The organism is Paenibacillus sp. FSL R5-0923 (genome assembly GCF_038009145.1).
Classification (GTDB): Bacteria; Bacillota; Bacilli; order Paenibacillales; family Paenibacillaceae; genus Paenibacillus_AQ.
Window position 1 is genome coordinate 4,041,667 of the sequence record NZ_JBBPAT010000001.1, and the last position, 21,355, is coordinate 4,063,021.

General features: G+C 40.3%; 22 protein-coding genes and 5 pseudogenes. 12 read left to right on the top strand and 15 right to left on the bottom strand.

The features are described from left to right. Window positions 1-54: 54 nt before the first annotated feature. Complete coding sequence (locus MKX35_RS18135) at window positions 55-1,026, bottom strand: LacI family DNA-binding transcriptional regulator (protein WP_076298669.1); 972 nt, start codon at window positions 1,024-1,026, stop codon at window positions 55-57. 157 nt (window positions 1,027-1,183) lie between these two features. On the opposite strand from MKX35_RS18135, the gene MKX35_RS18140 reads away from it, so the two are divergent. After that, window positions 1,184-2,374, top strand: a complete 1,191-nt coding sequence (locus MKX35_RS18140; protein WP_076298668.1) for an MFS transporter — start codon at window positions 1,184-1,186, stop codon at window positions 2,372-2,374. Window positions 2,375-2,396: 22 nt separating this feature from the next. Continuing rightward, window positions 2,397-3,188, top strand: coding sequence for a Cof-type HAD-IIB family hydrolase (locus tag MKX35_RS18145; RefSeq protein WP_076298667.1), 792 nt, complete (start codon window positions 2,397-2,399; stop codon window positions 3,186-3,188). Window positions 3,189-3,194: 6 nt separating this feature from the next. On the opposite strand, the gene MKX35_RS31890 is transcribed toward MKX35_RS18145, so the two are convergent. Next, window positions 3,195-3,353: a MerR family transcriptional regulator gene (locus MKX35_RS31890; RefSeq protein ID WP_081382767.1), complete on the bottom strand. Its 159-nt coding sequence runs from the start codon at window positions 3,351-3,353 to the stop codon at window positions 3,195-3,197. Window positions 3,354-4,022: 669 nt separating this feature from the next. On the opposite strand from MKX35_RS31890, the gene MKX35_RS31895 reads away from it, so the two are divergent. Next, window positions 4,023-4,286, top strand: coding sequence for a hypothetical protein (locus tag MKX35_RS31895; protein WP_445671586.1), 264 nt, complete (start codon window positions 4,023-4,025; stop codon window positions 4,284-4,286). 420 nt (window positions 4,287-4,706) lie between these two features. Here the strand turns inward: MKX35_RS31895 and MKX35_RS31900 are convergent. From MKX35_RS31900 to MKX35_RS18195, 10 genes and pseudogenes are all read right to left on the bottom strand, one after another. Next, window positions 4,707-4,895, bottom strand: a pseudogene (locus tag MKX35_RS31900) (serine hydrolase domain-containing protein); the annotation flags it as partial. A gap of 218 nt (window positions 4,896-5,113) precedes the next feature. Further along, a complete protein-coding gene (locus MKX35_RS18160; RefSeq protein WP_076298666.1) occupies window positions 5,114-6,523 on the bottom strand; it encodes an alpha/beta hydrolase family protein in 1,410 nt (469 codons plus the stop codon). 115 nt (window positions 6,524-6,638) lie between these two features. After that, window positions 6,639-8,105 (bottom strand): alpha/beta hydrolase family protein, encoded by a 1,467-nt coding sequence (locus MKX35_RS18165; protein WP_256716250.1) that lies wholly within the window; start codon window positions 8,103-8,105, stop codon window positions 6,639-6,641. Between the two features lie 185 nt (window positions 8,106-8,290). After that, window positions 8,291-8,590: a hypothetical protein gene (locus MKX35_RS18170; RefSeq protein WP_076298664.1), complete on the bottom strand. Its 300-nt coding sequence runs from the start codon at window positions 8,588-8,590 to the stop codon at window positions 8,291-8,293. Between the two features lie 88 nt (window positions 8,591-8,678). Continuing rightward, entirely contained in the window at window positions 8,679-8,999 is a 321-nt protein-coding gene (gene trxA / locus MKX35_RS18175; protein ID WP_076298663.1) for a thioredoxin, read from the bottom strand. Window positions 9,000-9,171: 172 nt separating this feature from the next. Then, window positions 9,172-10,098 carry an NAD(P)/FAD-dependent oxidoreductase gene (locus MKX35_RS18180; RefSeq protein WP_076298662.1) on the bottom strand — a complete coding sequence of 309 codons (927 nt, stop codon included), beginning with the start codon at window positions 10,096-10,098 and terminating at the stop codon, window positions 9,172-9,174. Window positions 10,099-10,212: 114 nt separating this feature from the next. Then, a pseudogene (locus MKX35_RS18185) lies at window positions 10,213-10,400 on the bottom strand (transcriptional regulator); the annotation flags it as partial. A 541-nt stretch (window positions 10,401-10,941) separates the two neighbouring features. Further along, a complete protein-coding gene (locus MKX35_RS31905; RefSeq protein WP_445671588.1) occupies window positions 10,942-11,139 on the bottom strand; it encodes a GrpB family protein in 198 nt (65 codons plus the stop codon). After that, window positions 11,058-11,255, bottom strand: a complete 198-nt coding sequence (locus MKX35_RS31910) for a GrpB family protein (RefSeq protein WP_256716234.1) — start codon at window positions 11,253-11,255, stop codon at window positions 11,058-11,060. The genes MKX35_RS31905 and MKX35_RS31910 overlap by 82 nt, the downstream gene beginning before the upstream one ends. 246 nt (window positions 11,256-11,501) lie before the next feature. Further along, window positions 11,502-11,640, bottom strand: a pseudogene (locus MKX35_RS18195) (serine hydrolase domain-containing protein); the annotation flags it as partial. Window positions 11,641-11,748: 108 nt separating this feature from the next. On the opposite strand from MKX35_RS18195, the gene MKX35_RS18200 reads away from it, so the two are divergent. From MKX35_RS18200 to MKX35_RS18235, 8 genes and pseudogenes are all read left to right on the top strand, one after another. Next, window positions 11,749-12,561, top strand: coding sequence for a MerR family transcriptional regulator (locus MKX35_RS18200; protein ID WP_076298661.1), 813 nt, complete (start codon window positions 11,749-11,751; stop codon window positions 12,559-12,561). Then, on the top strand, window positions 12,536-13,168 hold the full coding sequence (locus tag MKX35_RS18205; RefSeq protein ID WP_076298660.1) for a GNAT family N-acetyltransferase: 633 nt from the start codon (window positions 12,536-12,538) through the stop codon (window positions 13,166-13,168). Before MKX35_RS18200 ends, MKX35_RS18205 begins: the two co-directional genes overlap by 26 nt. A 60-nt stretch (window positions 13,169-13,228) precedes the next feature. Then, window positions 13,229-14,422, top strand: a complete 1,194-nt coding sequence (locus MKX35_RS18210) for an MFS transporter (RefSeq protein WP_076298659.1) — start codon at window positions 13,229-13,231, stop codon at window positions 14,420-14,422. Between the two features lie 98 nt (window positions 14,423-14,520). Next, window positions 14,521-15,006 carry a hypothetical protein gene (locus MKX35_RS18215; RefSeq protein ID WP_143759348.1) on the top strand — a complete coding sequence of 162 codons (486 nt, stop codon included), beginning with the start codon at window positions 14,521-14,523 and terminating at the stop codon, window positions 15,004-15,006. Between the two features lie 14 nt (window positions 15,007-15,020). After that, entirely contained in the window at window positions 15,021-15,641 is a 621-nt protein-coding gene (locus MKX35_RS18220; RefSeq protein ID WP_076298657.1) for a DedA family protein, read from the top strand. After that, window positions 15,638-16,717, top strand: a complete 1,080-nt coding sequence (locus MKX35_RS18225; protein WP_076298656.1) for a DUF418 domain-containing protein — start codon at window positions 15,638-15,640, stop codon at window positions 16,715-16,717. Before MKX35_RS18220 ends, MKX35_RS18225 begins: the two co-directional genes overlap by 4 nt. Before the next feature lie 368 nt (window positions 16,718-17,085). Next, window positions 17,086-17,331, top strand: a pseudogene (locus tag MKX35_RS18230) (GNAT family N-acetyltransferase); the annotation flags it as partial. A gap of 43 nt (window positions 17,332-17,374) precedes the next feature. Further along, the gene (locus MKX35_RS18235; RefSeq protein ID WP_076298655.1) at window positions 17,375-17,932 is read left to right on the top strand and encodes an NADPH-dependent FMN reductase; all 558 of its coding nucleotides are present in this window, start codon (window positions 17,375-17,377) and stop codon (window positions 17,930-17,932) included. Between the two features lie 514 nt (window positions 17,933-18,446). Here MKX35_RS18235 and MKX35_RS18240 read toward each other — a convergent pair. Continuing rightward, window positions 18,447-18,977, bottom strand: a complete 531-nt coding sequence (locus MKX35_RS18240; protein ID WP_076298654.1) for a GNAT family N-acetyltransferase — start codon at window positions 18,975-18,977, stop codon at window positions 18,447-18,449. A 151-nt stretch (window positions 18,978-19,128) separates the two neighbouring features. Then, window positions 19,129-19,770 (bottom strand): FMN-dependent NADH-azoreductase, encoded by a 642-nt coding sequence (locus MKX35_RS18245; RefSeq protein WP_076298653.1) that lies wholly within the window; start codon window positions 19,768-19,770, stop codon window positions 19,129-19,131. A 227-nt stretch (window positions 19,771-19,997) separates the two neighbouring features. Here MKX35_RS18245 and MKX35_RS18250 point away from each other — a divergent pair, with 227 nt between their 5' ends. Continuing rightward, window positions 19,998-20,504, top strand: a complete 507-nt coding sequence (locus MKX35_RS18250; RefSeq protein ID WP_076298652.1) for an RrF2 family transcriptional regulator — start codon at window positions 19,998-20,000, stop codon at window positions 20,502-20,504. Window positions 20,505-20,707: 203 nt separating this feature from the next. Here MKX35_RS18250 and MKX35_RS18255 read toward each other — a convergent pair. After that, window positions 20,708-21,034 (bottom strand): annotated as a pseudogene (locus tag MKX35_RS18255) (transposase); the annotation flags it as partial. Window positions 21,035-21,355 lie beyond the last annotated feature (321 nt).

The window sequence follows — 21,355 nt, forward strand, 5'->3', positions numbered from 1 at the left end:
CTCTAAAGGGTATGGCTTCTTTGTGGTGTAGGTAGGAGTAAAATTCGCGCTCATTCAGGACAACACACTCGCTTCTGTTCGAGCTCTGAAGTTGAGTTTATGTCGAATCTGAATTCGGGCATATTCATCGCTTAGTAATAGCGAGACGGCTTGCTCACCAATTGCAGTTTGATGATAATCCACACTTGGGAAACCTAATATTTCACTTAATGGCGTATTCTCCTCACCAATAATCTCGAAATCTTGCGGATAATTGTAGCCGTGCATCTTGGCGGAAGCTATAATTCCTGCAGCGACTTCATCGCCATTCGTAAAAATCGCATCCGGGACGATCGAATCTCGAAACATGAGGTCGCCAACTCTTTTCCCATCTTGATAGTCGAAGCACTGGTCGAAAAACTGACCTTCATAAGCTTCAGCAATGGTTTCTTGATAAGCCTGAATACGTAATCGCGTACTAGGACTCGATTGAAAATCTCTTCCCGATGTGAAATGTATACGTTTATAACCTTTGTTCTTCAAATAAGTGAAGACTTCGATATACGCTGCAAATCGATCTGGGAACACAGACGAGACAAGCTCGACGGGGCAAGCCTCGCAGCATACGATTTTTCCCCACTCGGACAAGGCTAAGATCTGCTCAGGATGAAGTGTATGCGAAGTGAGTAGGATTCCATCGATCATTTTCTTTTTCAGTAACGTAAGATAGCTACTTTCTATGACGTTCTCATAATAGGAAGGCAGCAAGAGAACTTGATAATGCAACTCATGCGCTTTCTTCAGAATGCCGTTAATGAGTTCATCATAACAAGAGTTATTGTTATACGGCACAATGACACCAATGGTATTTGTCTTTCCTTTGATTAGCTTCACCGCGTTGCCATTCACCGAGTAATTCAATTCCTTGATAACCGCCATAATCTTTTCTTGCTTGTCCTTGGCGACATAAGGATACCCATTGAGAACGCGGGATACGGTTGTAATCGAGACACCTGCCATTCTAGCTACATCTTTGATATTCGCCATAAGGATCCCCCTCTTTTCTGCATATTCGGAATCATTGTAACATGCTGATTTCTTTTTTAGAAATATGATTTTGAATGCTTGACTTGAAATGCATTTCATTCTTTACAATGAAAAAATATCAGCAGGATGATTCCTATTTTTAGAAGGAGGTTAAGGCATGAGAACCTTTGCGTTCGCTTCGTATTCATTGTATTTTCTAGCAGGACTTGTCATTACAACGATCGGTTCTGTGATGCCGCAATTGCTCGCTCACTATGAACAATCTTATACGGTTGGCGGTCAGATGGTATTCGTGAGTGCAGTCGGCTTTATTGCGGGCGTGCCAATTTCGGCATGGCTCATGAAAGTGTTGAAGAAGGAAAAATACGTACTCGCGCTCTCTGCGATCGTCATTGCAATTGCGCAGTTCAGTGTATGGTCACTTCCGCCGTTCGGCTGGGTTGTGGCATTAAATTTCTTGAATAGTGTCGGTACAGCATCAATCGAGTGTGTTGTTGCGACATTGATGATGGAAGTATTCGTGGGTCGTCGAGCTGTGGTGATGAGTTATCTCGAGGTCTCATTCGGGATCGGTGCGCTCTGTATGCCACTCATCGCTAGTGTATTGATTGCGAATCAGGTTTGGCGGTATTCCTTCCTCGTAACGGCATGTCTTGGAATCATTATGGCAGTCGTATGGTGCTTCATCTCTTTTACCAAGGAGGAAACGGAAGGCGCGGAATCTTTGGATGCCGACATTGCACTACCTCCAATGTTCAAAACTAAGCAGATAAAGCGGTACATCCTTTTCGCATTCGTCTTCTTGATTTTCATTTACAGCGGAATTGAGGGGAGTCTGAATCATTTCATGTCCTCCATCTTCCTGAATCATTTAGAGGTTACCCCTTACTACGCCTCGTTAAGTATTAGCTTGTTCTGGATAGCGATGGTGATTGGCAGGGCTGCTACAGGTTGGATTATTCGAAAAGTAAATTATGCGAGTTATTTGCGCTGGAGTATGTTCGGCACGCTCGTGGTGATCGTGATGTTTGCGTTATCGAGGGATGCTGTTATCGGTTTTATCCTGGTCATCATGATGGGGTTAACGATGTCTGGTGTATATTCGATCACGATGGTGTATGCGAATCATACGTTTCTCGGCATGACGCGTCTCGTGACCAGTCTGATAACAGCTTTTGCCGGGTTCGGAGCCGCGGTCTTCCCTGCACTGATTGGATATTCGATGGACCACTCAGGCACGGTGTCTGCGTTGTGGTATATCGCTGGCTTTGCGGCGATCTATTTGATCATACTGCTGCTAGTTATCGGCAGATTCTACCGTAATCAAGCGGACGTGACCTTAAATTAATGAAAATGGGGAGGACTTTAATATGGATGTACAAATCATTGCAGTAGACATGGATGGCACGTTTCTGAATGACCGCAAGGATTATAATCGAGATCGCTTTCTGGACCAGTATGCCCAGATGAAAAGAAAGGGCATTCGGTTTGTTGTGGCTAGCGGTAATCAATATTACCAGCTGCGGTCATTTTTTCCTGAAATTGAGCATGAAATTGCTTTTGTTGCGGAGAATGGCGCTTATATTATAGACGGGAAAGAGGAAGTGTTCACAGGTCGAATGTCTGATGAGACAATTGCGAAGACGCTGGAGCTTCTGAAAGACTATCCTTCCTCGAACATTGCATTATGCGGCAAACAAAGTGCTTACATGCGGCATGATGAATCAGATGACTATTATAACTATTCGAAACAATACTACCATCGATTAATGAGAGTAGAGAATCTAACGCATATTGAGGATCAATTGTTTAAATTTGCCCTTCGTTTTCCACTTGAAGATCTGGATCTAGCACTTCTGAACCTGAAGCTTGAGTTAGAGGAGGAAGTTACGGCCGTATCGTGCGGACATGGGGATGTGGATATTATTGTGACAGGTATTCACAAGGCGCATGGAATTCAGCTTCTTCAGCAAAGATGGCAGATTGCGGACGATAAGACGGCGGCTTTTGGAGATAGTGGCAATGATGTCGAAATGCTAAGGCATGTACATTATAGCTACGCGATGGAACATGCGAGTGAACTTGTGAAGAGGACGGCGAAATATCAGATCGGTTCGAATAATGCCGAAGCTGTGCTGGATGCGATAGACTTGCTATTATGATTTACATCAATTGAAAAATGATATTTGCGCAGTAATTTTTATTTTACTTACCGTTTTAATATCATTGTTTGTAAAGTATCTATAACCGTTCATTTCATTTTTTCTTAGCTTTAATAGAGAATTCACATCGTAATATTTCAATATTATTTGAGATATATTGTTAATTTTTGAAAATTAACCAATTTTATATAGCGACAAAATCACCTCTTAACTTGTAGTGGTTAACTGAAAAACAATGGTAGGGGTATTTTGGAATATCGGAAGGGATGAGAAGCTTGGTTTAAAGTGGTATTGTGAATGATTGCTTACGAAGATTTTTTAGAAGAAGTTAAAGGGTTTGGGAACCAACCCTTTTTTCACTCGCTTCTACTGAAGCCTGGCTGCTCATCGCAGCCATCCGGCGCATGACGCACCGTGTTGCAGGAACTTGAATAAAAAGAATTTAAATTTGAGTCGGACTCTCAGTCAGTGGAGTTAGGAGAAATCACTTCCCACTTTCCAAAGAGCGTCAAACCCGCCGCTTTAGCCAGCGACGTAGACGCCTGGTTATCGATCTGGCATCTGTACAGGGGTTCGTATAAGCTTGAACAACTTTTAGTTAGAAGCCTTTAGATTATTCGTGGCAATCTATCTCTCCTTTAAGCAGATAATCTTTCTTCTTATGTACCCGTGTGCATTATTTCAAAAGATTAGGGAACTATCCTGTTACGCATTTTTGGCGCGATGCATTTGTAAAAGGCTTACCCACCAAGGGAGATACAGTATGGGTGGTGTCACGCACACGACCAAATAGTTTAGATATAAATGATGGCGTAAATCGTAAATGACTTACCATTGATTTATCTAGTCAACAACAAAACAGCAGATTTAGATCATCCGAATAATGCACAAGTTTCGATTGTCACATCTAAATTTGGATTGCGTGGTATTACAAATGCTTTGCGTGAGCACGTGAGAAAAGATAAGATCTCTGTAACGTGTATTAATCCAGGAGAGCATGCTGCTGAAGTTCCTTATGAAGAAGGTGTAGAAAAGGCAATCACGTTGTATGAAGGTACACGTATTCCAGTACAATACATTGCGACCATTGTCCAATAAGTTATTAATTTATCGCCTGTTTCAAGTGTAAAGGAAATGAATATTCCTGCCATAACAGACTTAAATGCATGATTGTATAGCATATGAATAGAGTTTTTCGGTATATTATAAAAATTAATCATTCGGTACTAATTACAGCTCGCATTTTTATCACTCTTTTTTCAAAATGCGAGCTATTTTCTATCCCTAGAATTAATGTTTGCAGATATCTTTCAATCAATCTTTTTAAAGCTACACATTACACTTTTTTATACAAAATATAAAAGAGTAGCAAAACGCTATCCTTTTAAAACCGCATCGCAATATGAATTAAATTGCCCGCGGCATCCTTTGAATTCTTCAAGAAAGTTTAATAGATCTTTATTTTTTTGCGCTTTTTCCTAAAATAATTTCTGCTATTTTTCAGCATATTCTTGAGTATCAAAATTCAAAATCCTCATAATTACTTAATGGAACAATAGTCAAACGTTCTTCTAGGAAGCGCATAAAGTGTGTACTGTAGCCAGCCCAAAGTCCTGAATGTTCTAAGTAATGACAATCAAAATCTTCGCCAATAGACAAGCCTAAAGCATAATCTTCATATTCAATAATTATCTCACCGGTTGGAGAATTATTGGTCCTATTTCTAGTGATTTTATAGCAGTTAATTAATCTGAATTTAAAATCCCCTATTTTTCAGATAAATCCATATAATCTACTAATCCACCAGTATGATGAATTAAATATCTTAGAATCACAGGCTCAGCATATGTTGATAAAATATTTTTTTCGCTTCGCCGAATATATTAAGAAGACTGCAACCGAACGTCACAACGGTGCATTTTACATTAATTTGTTTGTAAAGTGAATTCCGGGTGATCACCGATGGTTTGCTCTAATAACTTAAATGGCTGTTGTTTTAAATAGTAATTGAAGAAGTCTAGTGAGTAATCGTTAATAAGGCGATGAGCCTCTCTTATATCGACTCCTTCCATCTTTTCATATAACGGTGAAAGCAGATGAGAATCAGAAAAACCGTAATGCGTCATATTTTTAAATTTTATCCAATAATTTTTATTGCGTGCAGCATCGTTATTCTTTGTCATGATCGTCTCTATAAATCCGCCGAAATCCGAATTATCTGTGCCCTCATCAGCAGTCATCATCATGAATGGTTTCTTCAATCCGCCTACGGAAATTGAACGTTTACCATACGGAACACCATCCATATTGATAGCTGCTTTAATTCTAGAATCCGCCATTACCATTTGAGTCGTTGCTGCCCCACCGAATGAATGACCAAACATACCTATATTTTGCATATCCATGCGGCCTGTAAAACGATGATCTGGATCAGCGTTGGCCAACTTTTCTACTTGATCCAGTACAAATTTAGCATCTTCCACCCATATTTCATTAGTTTGGTTTAATTGAGCAACTGAATCTAAGTCATCCGATATAAGACTAGCTACTCGCCCATCTGGAAAAACAGAAACCATACTGTTATAGGTGTGATCTATACCTACGACAATATATCCATGACTAACTAACTGTTCGATCTGGAAAGTGTTCTGATTTTTGTGCCCACTGAAACCATGTGAGAAAATAAGTACAGGATAAGTAGATTCCTGATTGGATATCCTCGCATACTCAATGGCATGTGTTTTAACATAACCGAAATTTGTAAATAAAAATTTAGGTAGATCCATCATGCTACCGTATGCCTTGGCAAATACATCCGCATTAGAATGGTACTTTACTCCTCCACCTTCAGCTGTAGCATCAGCAGGATACCAGATTTGTACCATTAACTCTCGCTTGTCGCCAGATTCCGGTGTCAGAGTTTCTTCCCGCTGATTATCCCGCCAATCATAGGTTACTGTACCAATTTTGTACGGGCCTGTCGGCTTCTCAAAGGTGAACACTGGAAGTATAAGTGGCAGAGCCACTGCTACGGATGAATATATCACAGCTAGCGCTGTTAGCGTAATCCGCTTTGCAGAGGATGCCTTGTTGGCTACTCTCTCCTCAGGCTTAGATTTCAATCTGCTGGCTAGAATTACTAGAGGGACTGCTGTCATAGTATAAGCAGGAATCATTTGCCAACGCATGCCTTCAATAACCCCATGCAGCAATGTAATGATGGCGGAAATACCAAAACCAATAAGCAACTGACGCTGCGATTTGTTCTTAGCGAATATGAACCAACCAAATAGAAAAATATTGAAAACAATCAACAACATTTCAAATAACCTCATAATTTGCCATCCTTCCTATTAACTATTAATAGCATGAGTTAATCCGCTTTTTAAGCGGGTCTTTAAACATATATGTTCTTGTCTCGCTCAGGTGGCGTTCGCACCAAATGGAATATTATCCCTTTTCCAGAATATAATCATCATGCGTGCCAACAGCATTGTTCAATATCTGTAAAGGCACCCCTTTCAGATAATAATTGAAGAAATCAAGGGTAAACTCGTTGACGACCCGATGCGTCCCGCGCGCGTCCGTTCCCTGTACCCACTCCAGAATTGGCGAAATCAAAAAGCTATCGGTGAAGCTCATATGAGAAGTGTCGGTCAGCTTCAGCCAATAGTTTCCGCCGGCCGTTACCGGTGCATACCGGGCATTTACCTCTTTAAAGTATCGTTCAACTTCGCCGCGGTTCAAGCCCATGGCGGCGAGCTGATCGTCGCTTAAGGCGCCGCTGGAGGCCGCTATCGAACTGTCCGCACTGATCATCAGAAACGGCTTGCTTATGCCTGCCGTCGGAATGCGGCGTTTACCGTACAAGGCTCCGTCCATATTGATACCTGCCTGAACCCGCGGATCACTCAGCAGCATCTGAACCGTAGTCGCCCCGCCGAACGAATGTCCGAGCATGCCAACCCGCCCCATGTCCATTCGTCCCGTAAACCGCTGATCCGGGTCGGTAGCAGCAAGCTGTTCAAGCTGATCCAGTACAAACCGCACATCATTCACCCAAACCTCATTCAGCTTGTCCGTTTTTTCAAATGGCTCTATCCCAGATCCTGTTTTATCCTGGAACAACGCCACCCGTCCATCCGAGAATATCGAAGCCATACTGCTGTATGTATGATTGATTCCTGCCACAATGTAGCCCTTGCTCACCAACTGCTCAATCTGGAACATGTTCTGACCCTCGAACCCACGAGACCCGTGAGAAAAAATAATTACCGGATACATCGCTTCCGCATCAGACAGCGCCGCGTGTTCAATCGCATGCGTGCGGACTTCGCCAAGGCTCGTAAAAAATACCTGTGGCAGGCCAAGCAGCTGCTGATGTCCCTCGGCATAAATTTTGGAATCAGGCACATACGGCGCCCGGGTTCCCTTAGCGTCCTTGCTGGCCGGATACCAGATCCGTACGTTTAGTTCCCGCTTGGCCCCGGCCGCCGCCACAGCGTTCTTTTCCTCACGGGTGCTGTCAATCCAGTGATAAGCGACCGTGCCAATCCCATGCGGGCCTGCCGGTTCAGCGAATGTAAACACCGGGAACAGCAAAGGCGCAGCAACGGTTGCCGCCCCGTATAAAACGGCGATTAACAACGCTGCAATTCTGCGTACACCGCGCCTTTTAACGATCCCTTGCCCGGCTCGGGCGCGCCGCTGATGATCGAGCACCAGCGCCAATAAAGGAGCCAGCGTCAATGCATAAGCGGGGATCAGGGGCCAGCGCCATCCCTCAACCCAGCCCTGTACAACGAGAAGAACCACCGAGACGGCCAACCCTTCCCACAATAACTGTCGCGGCTTTTGTTGCCTGACAACCAGCAACAGCAACATAACCACATTAAACATCACCAGTACAACTTCCATGATTCTCACTTGATGATGACCTCCTCGAATACTGTGTCCGACGAATCTATAATATCCTTAAGGCCCCGCCACCAGATCGCAGATAGAGTTACTTTACCTAATTTTTCGCAATTGACCATACCCATGTTGATATATACGTTTTTACAATCTTTTTGTTCCTGCTTGTATCAAACGGCGTCGTTCCGTTAGTTTGTTGTGATTACCGTTGGCTTCATGCTGACCTCGATCATTCGCGACCTGTCGCTGAATGGGTAGAAATGATACTTACAAAGCATAAATTTTGCACCTAACATGGTATTGTTGACGCATAATCCTTGCTCATCATATGCCGAGAAAGCACCATTCGTTGGCAGCTCGCTCACAAGTAAGTACGCATTAACCTTCAAATATTCGATGCCGTCTTCCATGTAGAACTGAACTTCAGTCGTATCCCGGCAAACCAATCCTGGGAAGTGGATCTGTGCTGTTTTGTCTAACTTCTTCACTCATTCTATCTCCTCTTAAAATTTCACTACTCAACTTAACGAAAGCCGCCAATTGGGCTGGCGGCTTTCGTTGGGAGTTTTACGTTGTTTAATTATTTTTATCTGGTATGAACTGTTTTAATTTATCAATATGAACAGCCCCAACAACTTTATCGATCGGCTCACCATTTTTAAGAAGAATCGTAGTTGGAAGGCTCAAAATTCCATAATGAGCGGCAGTATTTGGTTGTTCGTCTACATTGATTTTTAGCACCCTCACTACTTTACTATACTCCTGATCGAACCTCTCGAGTATAGGTGCAAAAGCGCGGCAAGGTCCGCACCAAGGCGCCCAAAAATTAACTAATGTTAAACCTTCATTTTTCAAATCACTTTCAAAGGTTGTATCCGTAGAGTGACAAATAGTCATGTGTATCTTCCTCCATTTCATAATTTTTCACACATTTCCCACTACCAATGATGAACCGATTGGATATCATCACCTCCTTAAACCTTAAACAACACGTCTGAAATCGAAAAACTTTGGTACGTACATCCCCAACTCAACTTTTTGAGATATTAAAGATTTTTTATATCCGTAATTAACCCATAGGTGAACTACCACGATTTGTAAAGTCTTCCTCCGTCAAATCCATATTTACGCTCATAGCTGTTTGGCTGCCGTCCGCTGCAGCAAAAACCACTTGGGAAGGAGCCACGTACGAAGTATCTCCGGCGATGTATAAACCAGGTATTGCAGACCTCCCCTTTCCGTCCGTTTTAATCCCGCCCGAGGCCGTCATTCCACAGCCTAATCGTTCTGCGAACGGAACGCTTTGCACAAATTTAGGAGTTATGAAACCGCCAGCTCTCGGAATTTGAGTTCCGTCTGCAAAGCGAACATGTTCAAGCTGCCCATTTGGGCCAATGAAAGCTGAAATAGGTTGCTCCATTACCACAATATCTTTTGATTGAAGGTGCTTTTTGTGCACATCTGACAGAGACGCCTTGCCGTTCGTACAGACAACCAAATCTTCGCTCCAATTGAGAAGTAGTTTGGCCGTATGAAATAGGTTTGGATATTCGGATACAACAACAAGCGGTTGATCTTGAAGCTCCCAGCCGTCGCAATAGGGACAATTGAACAAGCTTTTCCCGTAAAGCGGATAAAAGCCTTCAATATCTGGATATATCTCCTTTACGCCTGTTGCCAAAATCAGTTTTCGCGCTTTAAGGTGAAGGCCAGCAGAATCAACTAACTCAAATCCGAATTGGGTAGTGTCAACGGAAATAACTTCGTTTTGAAGATGATCGACTAACGGATAACTTTTAACCTCCTCAAGAGCAATTCTGCGGAACTCGGCCGGCGTTACGCCGTCTCTCGTAATAAAGCCGTGAGATGCATGTGTAACGGCATTTCTGGGTTGATTGTTGTCAAAGATAGCCACGCTTCTCCTTGCCCTTCCAAGGATGAGGGCTGCGTTCAACCCGGCCGGTCCTCCACCAATAATGGCGCATTCGTAAATCATGACGCTCAACTCCTTTATATAGACTTTAAAGACTTATTATATCTATGATTGGATGAAAAATATTCTAATGTGTATCAAACTCCTCTCCTCCTTTCAATATAAAATGGCTCAACCTTAAACCTGTGTTTGCTTTTGGACCAGATCCGTCAACTTCGTGTTTTTAAGATGGCTTTCCATTTTCTCTTCTGCTTCCTTCATTACAGCTTGAATCCAGCATTCTTCGCCGTGGACAAAATCACATTCAAATAAGGATGCGGTGCCTCAATAACGTGGGTATTATCCAAAAATGTATTATCATCTTTCTTGCATGGTGTGCAAAGCATAATTTGTTGCTTTTGTAAATATCACACTAACACCTCATTCAAAGACTTATTGTATCTATAATATCTTTGAAATCGTCAATGTGTCAAGTTATACCTTGGTGAATCATTCACCCAATCGTCATCTGATGCAGATAAACTGGTAGCAGGGCTAGCTATTTCTTTTAGATGTTGATGTAATTTCTATTATAATAAGTTTATTGTAAGCGTAAGTTTCGAAGTAATATAAACTATTCTTAATTTAACTTTTGAGGGGGATAACGATGGTTAACTTTACTAACCAGCCAGCAGTACCTCAACAGTAGAATCTGCTGTTAAAGATACTTACTGAGTTTTACTGGACCTTTTCCGCAGATCTACTGTGTGCATGTGGCAGCCGACATCAATTTGTCGCCCTATCATAATCCCTTTGCAAGTTCATCTCGCTACCCTATTCACCATCACACGCAGCCAACAGTGGCTGCGTGTTTTTTTGAGTGCATATTATTATGCAGTGCTTGTCACCTCCATCAAACTTTTGATTTCAGTGGATAGTCCAATGCCATTTGAGAGCTTCTTCTTCTATTTTTCTGACAAACTCATCTTTACCGTCACCATAGCCATCAATGTCAGTTGGATATTGGTCAGCTAATTTACTTATTAATTCCCCGTATTTCTTACATATTTCTGGGTTTTGGCGAAGATAATCTCTGAAAGATAGGTGCCTTCCGATTTTTTGAATTTTATCATACTGGAAAGCATGAATTTGATGAATGCAATAACTACAAGCAGAATGTCAATGATCGGTTTTGCTTTTGAATTTGGAACAGAAGTACTCCCAACATGAAAACTGTTCACTAATCATCTTGAAGAATCTCCTTTTTGCATGTTCTTCTTTTAGATATTCATTTTTCCAATTTGGATCATATTCTACAACAATGATATTCATTTCTTAGCCTCCTACTTTAAAGTAGTGTTTTTTGTTTTCTCGCTCATTCTCATGATTTCAACTGGGTCATTGCTCATAATTATTGTGAAAATCCCCTAGCTCTACCAGGGATATTGAGGATTCCCTTGGTTTTCTTTTTCATAATGATTAATCTATTTTACCAATTCTTCAACAGTTGTATGAACTCCTCCATCCCCTGTATGTTCCCAAGGACTTTCATAGATTCCATATGCTCCTTGTTCATTTTTCAAATATCCACTAGCAATCCACAATTGTTGTGTCCTTCATATTCAAATAATTTAAATGATCTAGTATTAACAAAAAAATTTAACACAAACACTTGACCTTAGGTCTGACCTAAGGAATATCGTTGAGGTATTAAAAGCTTTAGGAGTGAACTTTATGAAGAGTGAAATTACGATCAGTGAATTAGCCAATCTTATGAACGTGTCTGTTCATCAAATTCGTTATTTTGAAGAGAAAGGAGTTCTTGGGCCCGCTTATACAGATAACAATCAATATAGAATGTACAGCATTGAGCAAGTCTACCAGCTAGCACATATTCTATTGCTTCGTAAGCTGGGAGTGTCTGTTCAGTCCATAAATGATTGTATGACCTCGTATTCTGCGGATCAATATCAACAGCTTCTCCATCATTCCTTGTGGGAAGTGGATACTGAGTTGCTGCGGCTCAATGAGCTTCAGCATTTCATCAAAAAAGTTTTACATGAACAGCAAAACTTTAATTCGCAGTCCAACCGGTATCACATAAAGCGGCGAGACACCACCTACTTTGCAAGTTGGATTGAAATGGATTCACACACTAAACTTAATGCCAAACTTTTGGCTGAACAAGCGAAGCGCGTTCCGAACTTGTTCGAATCGGACATTCATTATATATATGACGGTTCGAGCACAATTTCCTTATGCCTAGAAACTCAAGGGCCTGGCGATTTTTCTTTACCTGGAGGCAATTACCTTTCCATGCAGAGCCTAATTCATGAAGATGATGAGCTCAAACAAATGATTGAACAGTTGTACGACTATGCGGCTGTGCAATCTTATACCATAGCTGGACCCCTAATTCTTATTGAAAGATCCTATTTATCGTTATTTAGCAAGAACGAGTTGTATTACGAGTTGCAATTCTTGATCGAATCGGCAACAAAATCCGAAAGGAGAAACCATCATGATTGCAGCACCGATAACAATTGAACCTATGCAGGCCAAGTATAATCCACAGGTCGGCCGCTTGCTTGTTCACGGGTTTCGCGGAAAATTTCAAAAGTTGACGAGCATGAATGATGACGATCTCTCTCTTTTTTTCGAAAATCTGTTTGAACATTATCCCACCGAACTGGCAAGTCAAAGAATGGTCGCCCTGCAAGATGGAGAGGTTATCGGAACGATATCTATCAAATGGAAGCCCGAATCTGATGTGAAGCAAAAGCAAGAGCTTCCTTCGTGGAAGAGCTTCAATAATTTGGGGAAATGGAACCTGTTAAAAATGCTGATCGGGTTATCTTTATTAGATCACAAACCACAGGCTGGAGAATGTTATATTGCAGACATTGTTGTCCATCAAGACCATCGAAGCAAGGGGATTGGAAAGCTATTATTTCAGTGGGCGCAGCATTTTGCGCAAACTGAGCCACACCTAAATGTTCTGAGCTTGCACGTCGTAGGTAGTAACCCACGTGCCAAGCAACTATACGAGCTCCTGTCATTCCAGACTCATTTACAAAAGAATAGCTTAGTGCGGCATCTTTTGTTCAATGAATCGAAATGGGATTATATGGTCTTGAATTTAAATAAACAGTAAATTTTATAGGAGGCTATTTAATGAAAATGAAAAAGATACAAAGTTGGGTGGGGAAAGCGTATGCGTATATTTACTAAAGAAAAAAAATCATTAGTTGTCATCTTAATTAACTTATTTATTGCCTTTGTAGGGGTAGGCCTTGCTGCCCCAATCATGCCATCCCTTGCAAAAGAAATGCATTTAAGCGGCCAAGTGATGGGATACTTGATTTCTGCCTTTGCATTTGCCATGCTTCTCGTCTCTCCTATTGCCGGGATCTGGGTAGATACGATTGGCAGAAAGAAAATGATTGTATTCGGTCTATTCCTTTTTTCTATCTCGGAGCTGTTATTTGCCATTGGGAATCAGGTTTGGGTACTGTTTCTTTCCAGAATATTAGGAGGGATTAGCGATGCCCTCATTATGCCAGCAGTAACTGCTTTTATCGCGGATAGCACTTCATTAGAAGAGAGAGCTAAAGTCATGGGATATCAAGCTGCTGCGATTAGTTTAGGGTTCATCATTGGTCCTGGCATTGGCGGGTTTGTAGCCGAATTGGGCATACGCGCCCCATTCTTTTTCGCAGCAGGCTTTGCCCTGGTCGCTGCTTTCATTTCACTCCTTGTTTTGCAAGAGCCTTTATCTAAAGAACAACTTATAAAAAACAGAAATTTGAGATCAAAAACAAACTTTTTCTCAGAGATTAAGAAATCTTTTCATCCTATATATTTGATGCCCCTGATCATTGTCTTCGTACTATCTTTTGGACTATCTGCCTATGAAATGATGTTCAGCCTTTTTGTAGATTCGAAATTCGGTTTTACTGCCAAAGATATAGCTATCATAATTACAGTAGGCTCCATCTCGGGTGTTGTAGCTCAATTGTTATTCTTTGATAAGCTGGTAAACAAGTTCGGCGAGAAGAAGATTATTCATGCCACGATTATAGTTGCTGCAATTTTCATTGTTGTTTCTGTGTTTGTCAGTCGTTATTGGAGCATTATGGCCGTTTCCAGTATTGTATTTTTCGCCTGTGATTTACTTCGTCCTGCATTGACAACACTTCTTTCCAAATTGGCAGGGAAAGAGCAAGGTTTTGTCGCTGGGATGAATTCCATGTATACAAGTCTTGGAATTATTATGGGACCAGCAATAGGCGGTATTTTGTTTGATGTGAATATTAATTTACCATATATTTTCGCAGCAGTAGTACTGTTTGCCACATTTGTAATGTCAGTAGTGTGGAAAAGTAAAGCAATGGAATCCATTACATAATACCTTGATCTGCTGCAGGGAACATCAGGAAGCGGAGCCTCTATGCACATGATAAACATCTTTTATCCTAGATAGAACTAATAAAAATTTGTAGAGGGTTGGTAGAAGAAATGCGAATTTCTGTCACGTTATCTTTAATTATCTTATTCGCAGGCATCTGTTCGATTCTGGCAGTTTATCAGGGGCATCGTGAATGGTCTTTATTTAGCTTTGGCTTAGGTGTTTTATTACATGCGTTAAAACCGAAGCCTATCCAGAAAGAAGCCTTCTCGCAAAGTATCCATTCTCTAAGTCAATTGATTACATTTGGCACAGTTCCTGGGATTATGTTGTATAAAACTGTCCTAACTCCCAATTCATTTTTGGTTTGTATCGGTATATTTGTCAGCGCCTGTGCAATCCAACTAGCACATAAAAATACGAGGTTCCCTAGTAAAGTGAATAAAAGAATGTCAGTTGCTGCAGGCGGAAGTCTTTTAACTCTGTATGCATTATTTATAGAAAAATATTCAATCATACTAACGACTTTATTAATATTGCTTTTGAGCTTGCTTATTGTTTTTCCTATTCGAAAAAAGAATTAAAGGATGTGATATCGATGAATATTGAAGCGCTATTTGAGCAATATGGATATGCACTCCTGTTCATAGGATTACTGCTGGAGTTCATCGCCCTTCCCTTTCCAGGGGAAATAACAATGCTGTATGTGGGGTATCTGTCTTATCTGGGTGTATTAGACGGATGGACGGCACTTTTTCTAGCGTTTACCGGAACGACATTAGGAATGACTGTGACATATGTTATCGGTCTGAAAGTGGGAATGCCTTTTATTCAGCATTTTGGCAAATGGGTGTTCATTACACCAGGCAAATTCTATAAGACGAAAAAATGGTTTAGCAGGCGCGGTAATTTTTTTATATTCATCGGCTATTTTATTCCCGGTGTTCGTCATATAACCGGTTATTTAACAGGTATCTTGGGTTCTTCGTTTCGAACCTTTGCAGTCTATGCTTATAGCGGCGCCTTGTTCTGGTGTATTTGCTTCATCGGGTTGGGAAACATGTTTGGCTCACAATGGGACAATTTGTTGCACACCATTGAGAGTTATTCTTGGAGCATCGTAATCATCTTGGTACTGTTTGGAGCTGTTGCCTGGCTAGTAAAACGAATGGTTCAATCGTCACGTCGCAAAACACTAAGAGGGGATGAAGTGGAATGAGTCAATCGAAAGCGAGGATAACCGCCCTTGATTTTGCGAGAGCATTGGCGATCTTTGGAATGATTATCGTGAACTATAAGCTTGCAATGCAGGCAGAGAATAGCGGACCGGGATGGCTACAATCGATAGCAGGTCTGTTTGAGGGGAGAGCATCTGCATTGTTTGTCGTACTGGCTGGCATCGGAGTAACCCTAATGACCTCCAAAGCCCGAAGCTCAATGAACAGGGAGCTTATTCGACAAAACCGGAACAGCTTATACAAGAGAGCAATTTTCCTGTTTATTGCGGGCGTGCTTTTATTGTTAATGGACTGGAGCGCAGACATTTTGCACTACTATGCGGTATTCATGCTTGTGGCTGCGGTATTGATAACCGTATCCAACAACAAAATACTCGGATTGTTCGCGTTTATCCTGGTAGCATCACAGTTATTATTAGTCATATTCGATTACACCCAAGGGTGGAACTTGAGTTTCAAAGAATATACGAGTTTTTGGACAATAGAAGGGTTCATTCGTAATCTGTTATTTAACGGATTCCATCCGATCTTTCCTTGGCTGAGCTTCTTCCTCATCGGCATGTGGATTGGCAGAAAGGGCTGGCTGAGCAAGGAGCATCGATCGAAGTTGTTGATATATTCATTGTCAGGAACAATTGTTTTTGAATTCCTTTCCTTCTTCTTGATTAAATGGGCTTCCCCTGTACTGGGGAATGAAGCGGCACATTATTTGTTTGGAACGAAACCGATGCCGCCTACAATGCTGTATGTGCTCTCAGGAATTTGTTCAGCTATGGCCGTGATCGCGATTTGTCTTTATGTCGTCGATAAATTTGATCAGTCCGTTCTTACGCAAGCACTGATCAGTACCGGGCAGTTATCGTTATCTCATTATATTGGACATGTAGTGATCGGATTAGGGCTGCTTCATACAACGGGCTATTTGGAAAATGGCTCCCTTGTTTTTGCAATGGCATACGGAAGCTTATATTTTATAATGGCCATTATCTTTTCGCATATGTGGAGAAAATGGATGACGAGAGGGCCGGTCGAGTTGCTTATGAGAAAGTTAAGCTAAAGTCATGGATAGATGCAAAGGTTCTTTAATATGTCAGTTGCTATTACTGTGTCAATGCTGGAATTAATTTGACCACCTGTGCAGACTCGAAAGTGACTCACCCCGTTATTTCAAACGTCCTTGGTAAGCGGCAGAAGAATCGAATGTCCCCTTTGTGCTCTTAGACTTGATTTTGGGGCATCTCAGTAAAGTGGGATAGTCCCCCTCATTAATTTCTATATTTATAGTAGTGAAAATGCAGTTCTGCGAAAGTGAGTTACTAACTAATTCGAAAGAAGATTACATTAAATGAATATAACCCTTACTGATGTAGATTAGAATAATTATTAAGATGTTGTGACCTAACTGTAGCTGATCAGCAGCATGAATATGTAGCAGACAATACGTGGTCACTCATTGAGTCAAAATTCACCCCCTCATATCAAACACGCGCAATTTGTTTAGACGGCAAGCCTGTTGGATTTTTCATGTGGGTGCCTGAGACAAAACGAAGAATATCGATTTGGCGATTTATGGTGGATCAGAACTATCAAAACAAAGGTATCGGGCGCAAAGCTTTGCTGCTGGCCCTTGATGAAATTAAGCGGACGATATCGAAATTAAGTGATAATTAAATTTAGTAATAATCAAATCACAGAAGAAATGGGATGATGTTAAATGGATAAAGAAATTAAAATCTTGGCTATTTCGGGAAGTCTTCGTCAAAACTCTTCGAATAAAGCACTAATGAATGCCATCATCGGATTAGCCAAGGAGAACGTTAAATTTACCATCTATGGCGGGTTGGGCGACCTGCCGCATTTTAATCAAGACATCGATGCAGTCGAAGAACCTGTTCCGGTCAGAGAATTAAGGACACATATTAAGGAGGCAGATGGTGTGCTTATATGTACACCGGAATATGGGAATGGAGTGCCTGGTGTGTTAAAAAACGCCTTGGATTGGCTCGTATCTTCAGGCGAATTCATAAATAAACCTACAGCGGTAATCAGTGCCTCACCATCTCCAATGGGCGGTGATAAAGCTAATGCTTCACTTCTGCTTACACTTAAAATGATTAATGCTGATATTGTAGAAAGAGGAACATTGGTAATACCGCACATTACTTTGAAACTAAATAAAGAAGGCAATATTACAGATCCAGAACTAAAGCAGGAATTATTATCTGTGCTCCAGACACTTGAGCATGCTTGTCATCAAGGCGAGACGATATAAACCATGAAATGAGAATTATCCAACTACGAAAAACGATAGGCTAGATCAACAGAACAGACTTTGTGCTTCTTTTTCTGCAAGCGCCTAATAACCATCTGATAGAGCCGTAAAAAATGACACCAATAACAACACCAATTGTATTGAATATGATATCGTCTACTAACACGTACGGGAATGTAATCAGATTGAAAATGATCGGATAGCAATTGCCATCCGGTCATTACTTAATTAGCAATGCTAAAAGATTAAGTTCACATACGTCTACGACAACCTCCACCCTGCGCTTTACCACTATTTGTGATACGGTTCGGTGTATCATATTTAAGCAAAGTATGATTTGACCATAACGTTAGATCAGTTCAAAGAAGCCACTCCAAACAAATGGAGTGGCTTCTTTTTATTAAATCCTCGTGTCCCGTTAACTCAATACTCTGTGATACGGTTTCCCGGGGCTGTCTATAACAGTACGTTTTCGTGAATGCTTCTTACAATTCAAAATAGGTAGAAAATCAAATCAATCTGATATTAATTTTGAATAAATATTGAGATCGTTAAACTTTCCTTCTACTTTTTCATATTGTCTAAGTGTTCCTTCAAACGTAAAGTTGAGCTTTTGTAAAAGCTTTATAGAATTCACGTTTTCGGGGTCAACCTTTGCTTCGATTCGATTCAGCTTTAAAGATGAGAATGCGTGATCTAACAAAGAACAGATAGCTTCTGAAGCGTATCCTCTTCCCCAAAATGATTTAGCAATGTCATATCCAATTTCTGCATTTTCATTTTCAAAATCAAAGGAATTAAAACCACAAGAACCTATAATTTCATTTGACTCTTTTTTAATTATGGAGAAACGAATAGCCTTACTGTTTCGAGAAAGTCCATCAAGAAGATTAATCATCTCTTTTGCTTGATTTTCATCAGTAAAACAACTTACATTCATAAATTTAGTAACGTCTGGATCAGACCAGATTTTAAACAAACTAGACGAATCCGATACCTTCATTTTTCTCAAATGTAAACGTTCTGTGTGTAACTCTGTAATCAATACTTTTACCTCCATTATATTATAATATCAGGTTTAAGATATTGACATCTGCGCATAGTTCAGTCCCTTCATTTTTGAAGTTAGTTTCATTATACAAGAGCTTATAGGATTTATCTACGATCGGCTTTTGATGTTAAACTTTTCCCTTAGCTTATTTCACTGCTAATTTCGAAGCGGCTTCTTCAACTTCTTTATAAGCTTTTTTTAATACTTCATCTTTGTCCAGTTTATCAGTACCTTGTACACGAAGAATTTGATAATCTTCAATACCAAAAAAATTGAACATCGACTTCAAGTATTTATGCGAATATTCAATTTCGGTATACCAATCATTATTGGTATAGATTGCCCCACTTCCTTGTATCACAAGCATACTTCTTCCATCTTTAAGAAGACCAACTGATCCCGTTTCTGTATATTTGAAGGTTTCCCTTGCAATCATAATATTATCCATATAATCCTTTAACTTTGATGGCACATTAAAGTTATGCACTGGATAAACAATTACATACTTGTTTGCACTTTTGAATTGTTTTAGTACATCATTCATACGCTCTGTTACTTCTTGTTCTCGACTTGTTAGTTCTTGACCTGTTTTTAGTTTTCCCCATGCACTTAAAACAGTTTGATCTATCATTGGTACTACGTCCTTGTACAAGTTAATTTGTTCAATAACTTCATCATTAGAATGCTTCTCCTTATATATTTTCATAAAGTAATTGAATGCATTTAGACTAAATGAAGATGTGGAATCGACTTCTGGATGTGCATTAATGACAAGCAGTTTGCTCATTGGATGTTTTCTCCTTTAAATTTAATTTACTTAATCTTAATTGTATATTATATCAATCGACGATTAGTTAAATCGTCGATTGATATAATATACAATATAAAGGTGTCATAGGCTTTTGTCAAATTCTATAGATTCTAAAGTTAGTTTTTGCTAATTTACAAAAAAACATTTAGGGAGTATAATGATTTTTTTGATAGCCTTTTTACAATGAAAGCAGGTGAGTCTATATGCAGTATAGTGTTATGGTTGAATATGCGTTGCATAGCCTTGTTTATTTAATAGATGCACCCGAAGAGGAAAGTATTGGAATAAAAGACCTTTCAGAATTTCAAGGGCTTTCAGAAACATATCTCTCAAAAGTTTTTGGTAAATTATCAAAGGCTGGTATTGTGAGTTCTACACCTGGAGTAAAAGGTGGTTATAAATTAGCTAAGTCCCCCGTAGAAATTTCTTTTTGGGATGTAATAGAAGCAGTTGAAGGAGTAAAACCTATTTTTCAATGTAAAAATATTTTGAAAGATAATCTTATGCATTTAGATAAAAAATGCTCTTCCTGTATTTCCGCCAATTCTTCTTGTACGATTAACTTAACGATGCTTGAGGCAGAAGAATATATGCGTGAGTTTCTTCGTAATAAGACCCTTGCATGGTTAAATGATGAACTTAATCACGTTTTACCTGAAAAATTGCGGACAGATAGCCGAGAATACTTTATAAGGAAAAACTCAAACTAACTCAAAACGTAATTATTCAAATATATAAAGCCCTGAAAATCTTTTTTGAATTTTCAGGGCTTTATATATTTGAGCATTTTGCATAATTCATATTTTGATTCAGAGTCATGGTTAGGGCATAGAGAAATCACAGTGCTGTGAGAGCGGAGCGATAAATGAGCAGAATGGAAGAATTTCGATGAATCTGAAATTTTTAAGCCGTTTTAGACTCGTTTCTTCGCGATGACAAGTGCAGAAGCAAGTAACACAATCGCATTCAAATATTGGTGAGTCGTCACTTTTTGAATCCCCCAGGCATGAAGCTGGTCTGCGATTAAATAGGTCTTCATTCGAGAATCGCAGCGTTGCACACTGGTTCATTTATTGTAAAGTTCTTTCCAGCCTCGGCTTTCCCGATGCGGCAGCGCATAGCGCCGGATATCCGATTAACTGTTGATTTTGACCACCATTCCATAATTGAAGAACGAACAAGCAGCCATGCCTAAAGGACAATCCACTTGATCTGTCGCATGCGGACAACGGAATTCTAAATGTATCTTCCACACTTCATCCCCATTTATAACGAAAATTACCAGCATTTAAAGTGCATTCAAAATGCTGCTATAGATTTCTCCTGATCTGTAACAAGATTATCCACCACTGGTGTACACAGAAAGATAGTAACAATCGCTAACGCAGCTAATCCCCAAAGCATGATTTTTTTCGGTTAAAACGATCAGATAATGGTCCAAAACGTAAGCATCCAACAGCGAAACATAACATAAACAAACTACTCGCCCATGCTGCTTGCCATTGTGATACTGAAAACTCCCTTTAAAGCACGGGGGTTAAGGTGATTGTATTTTAGAAGG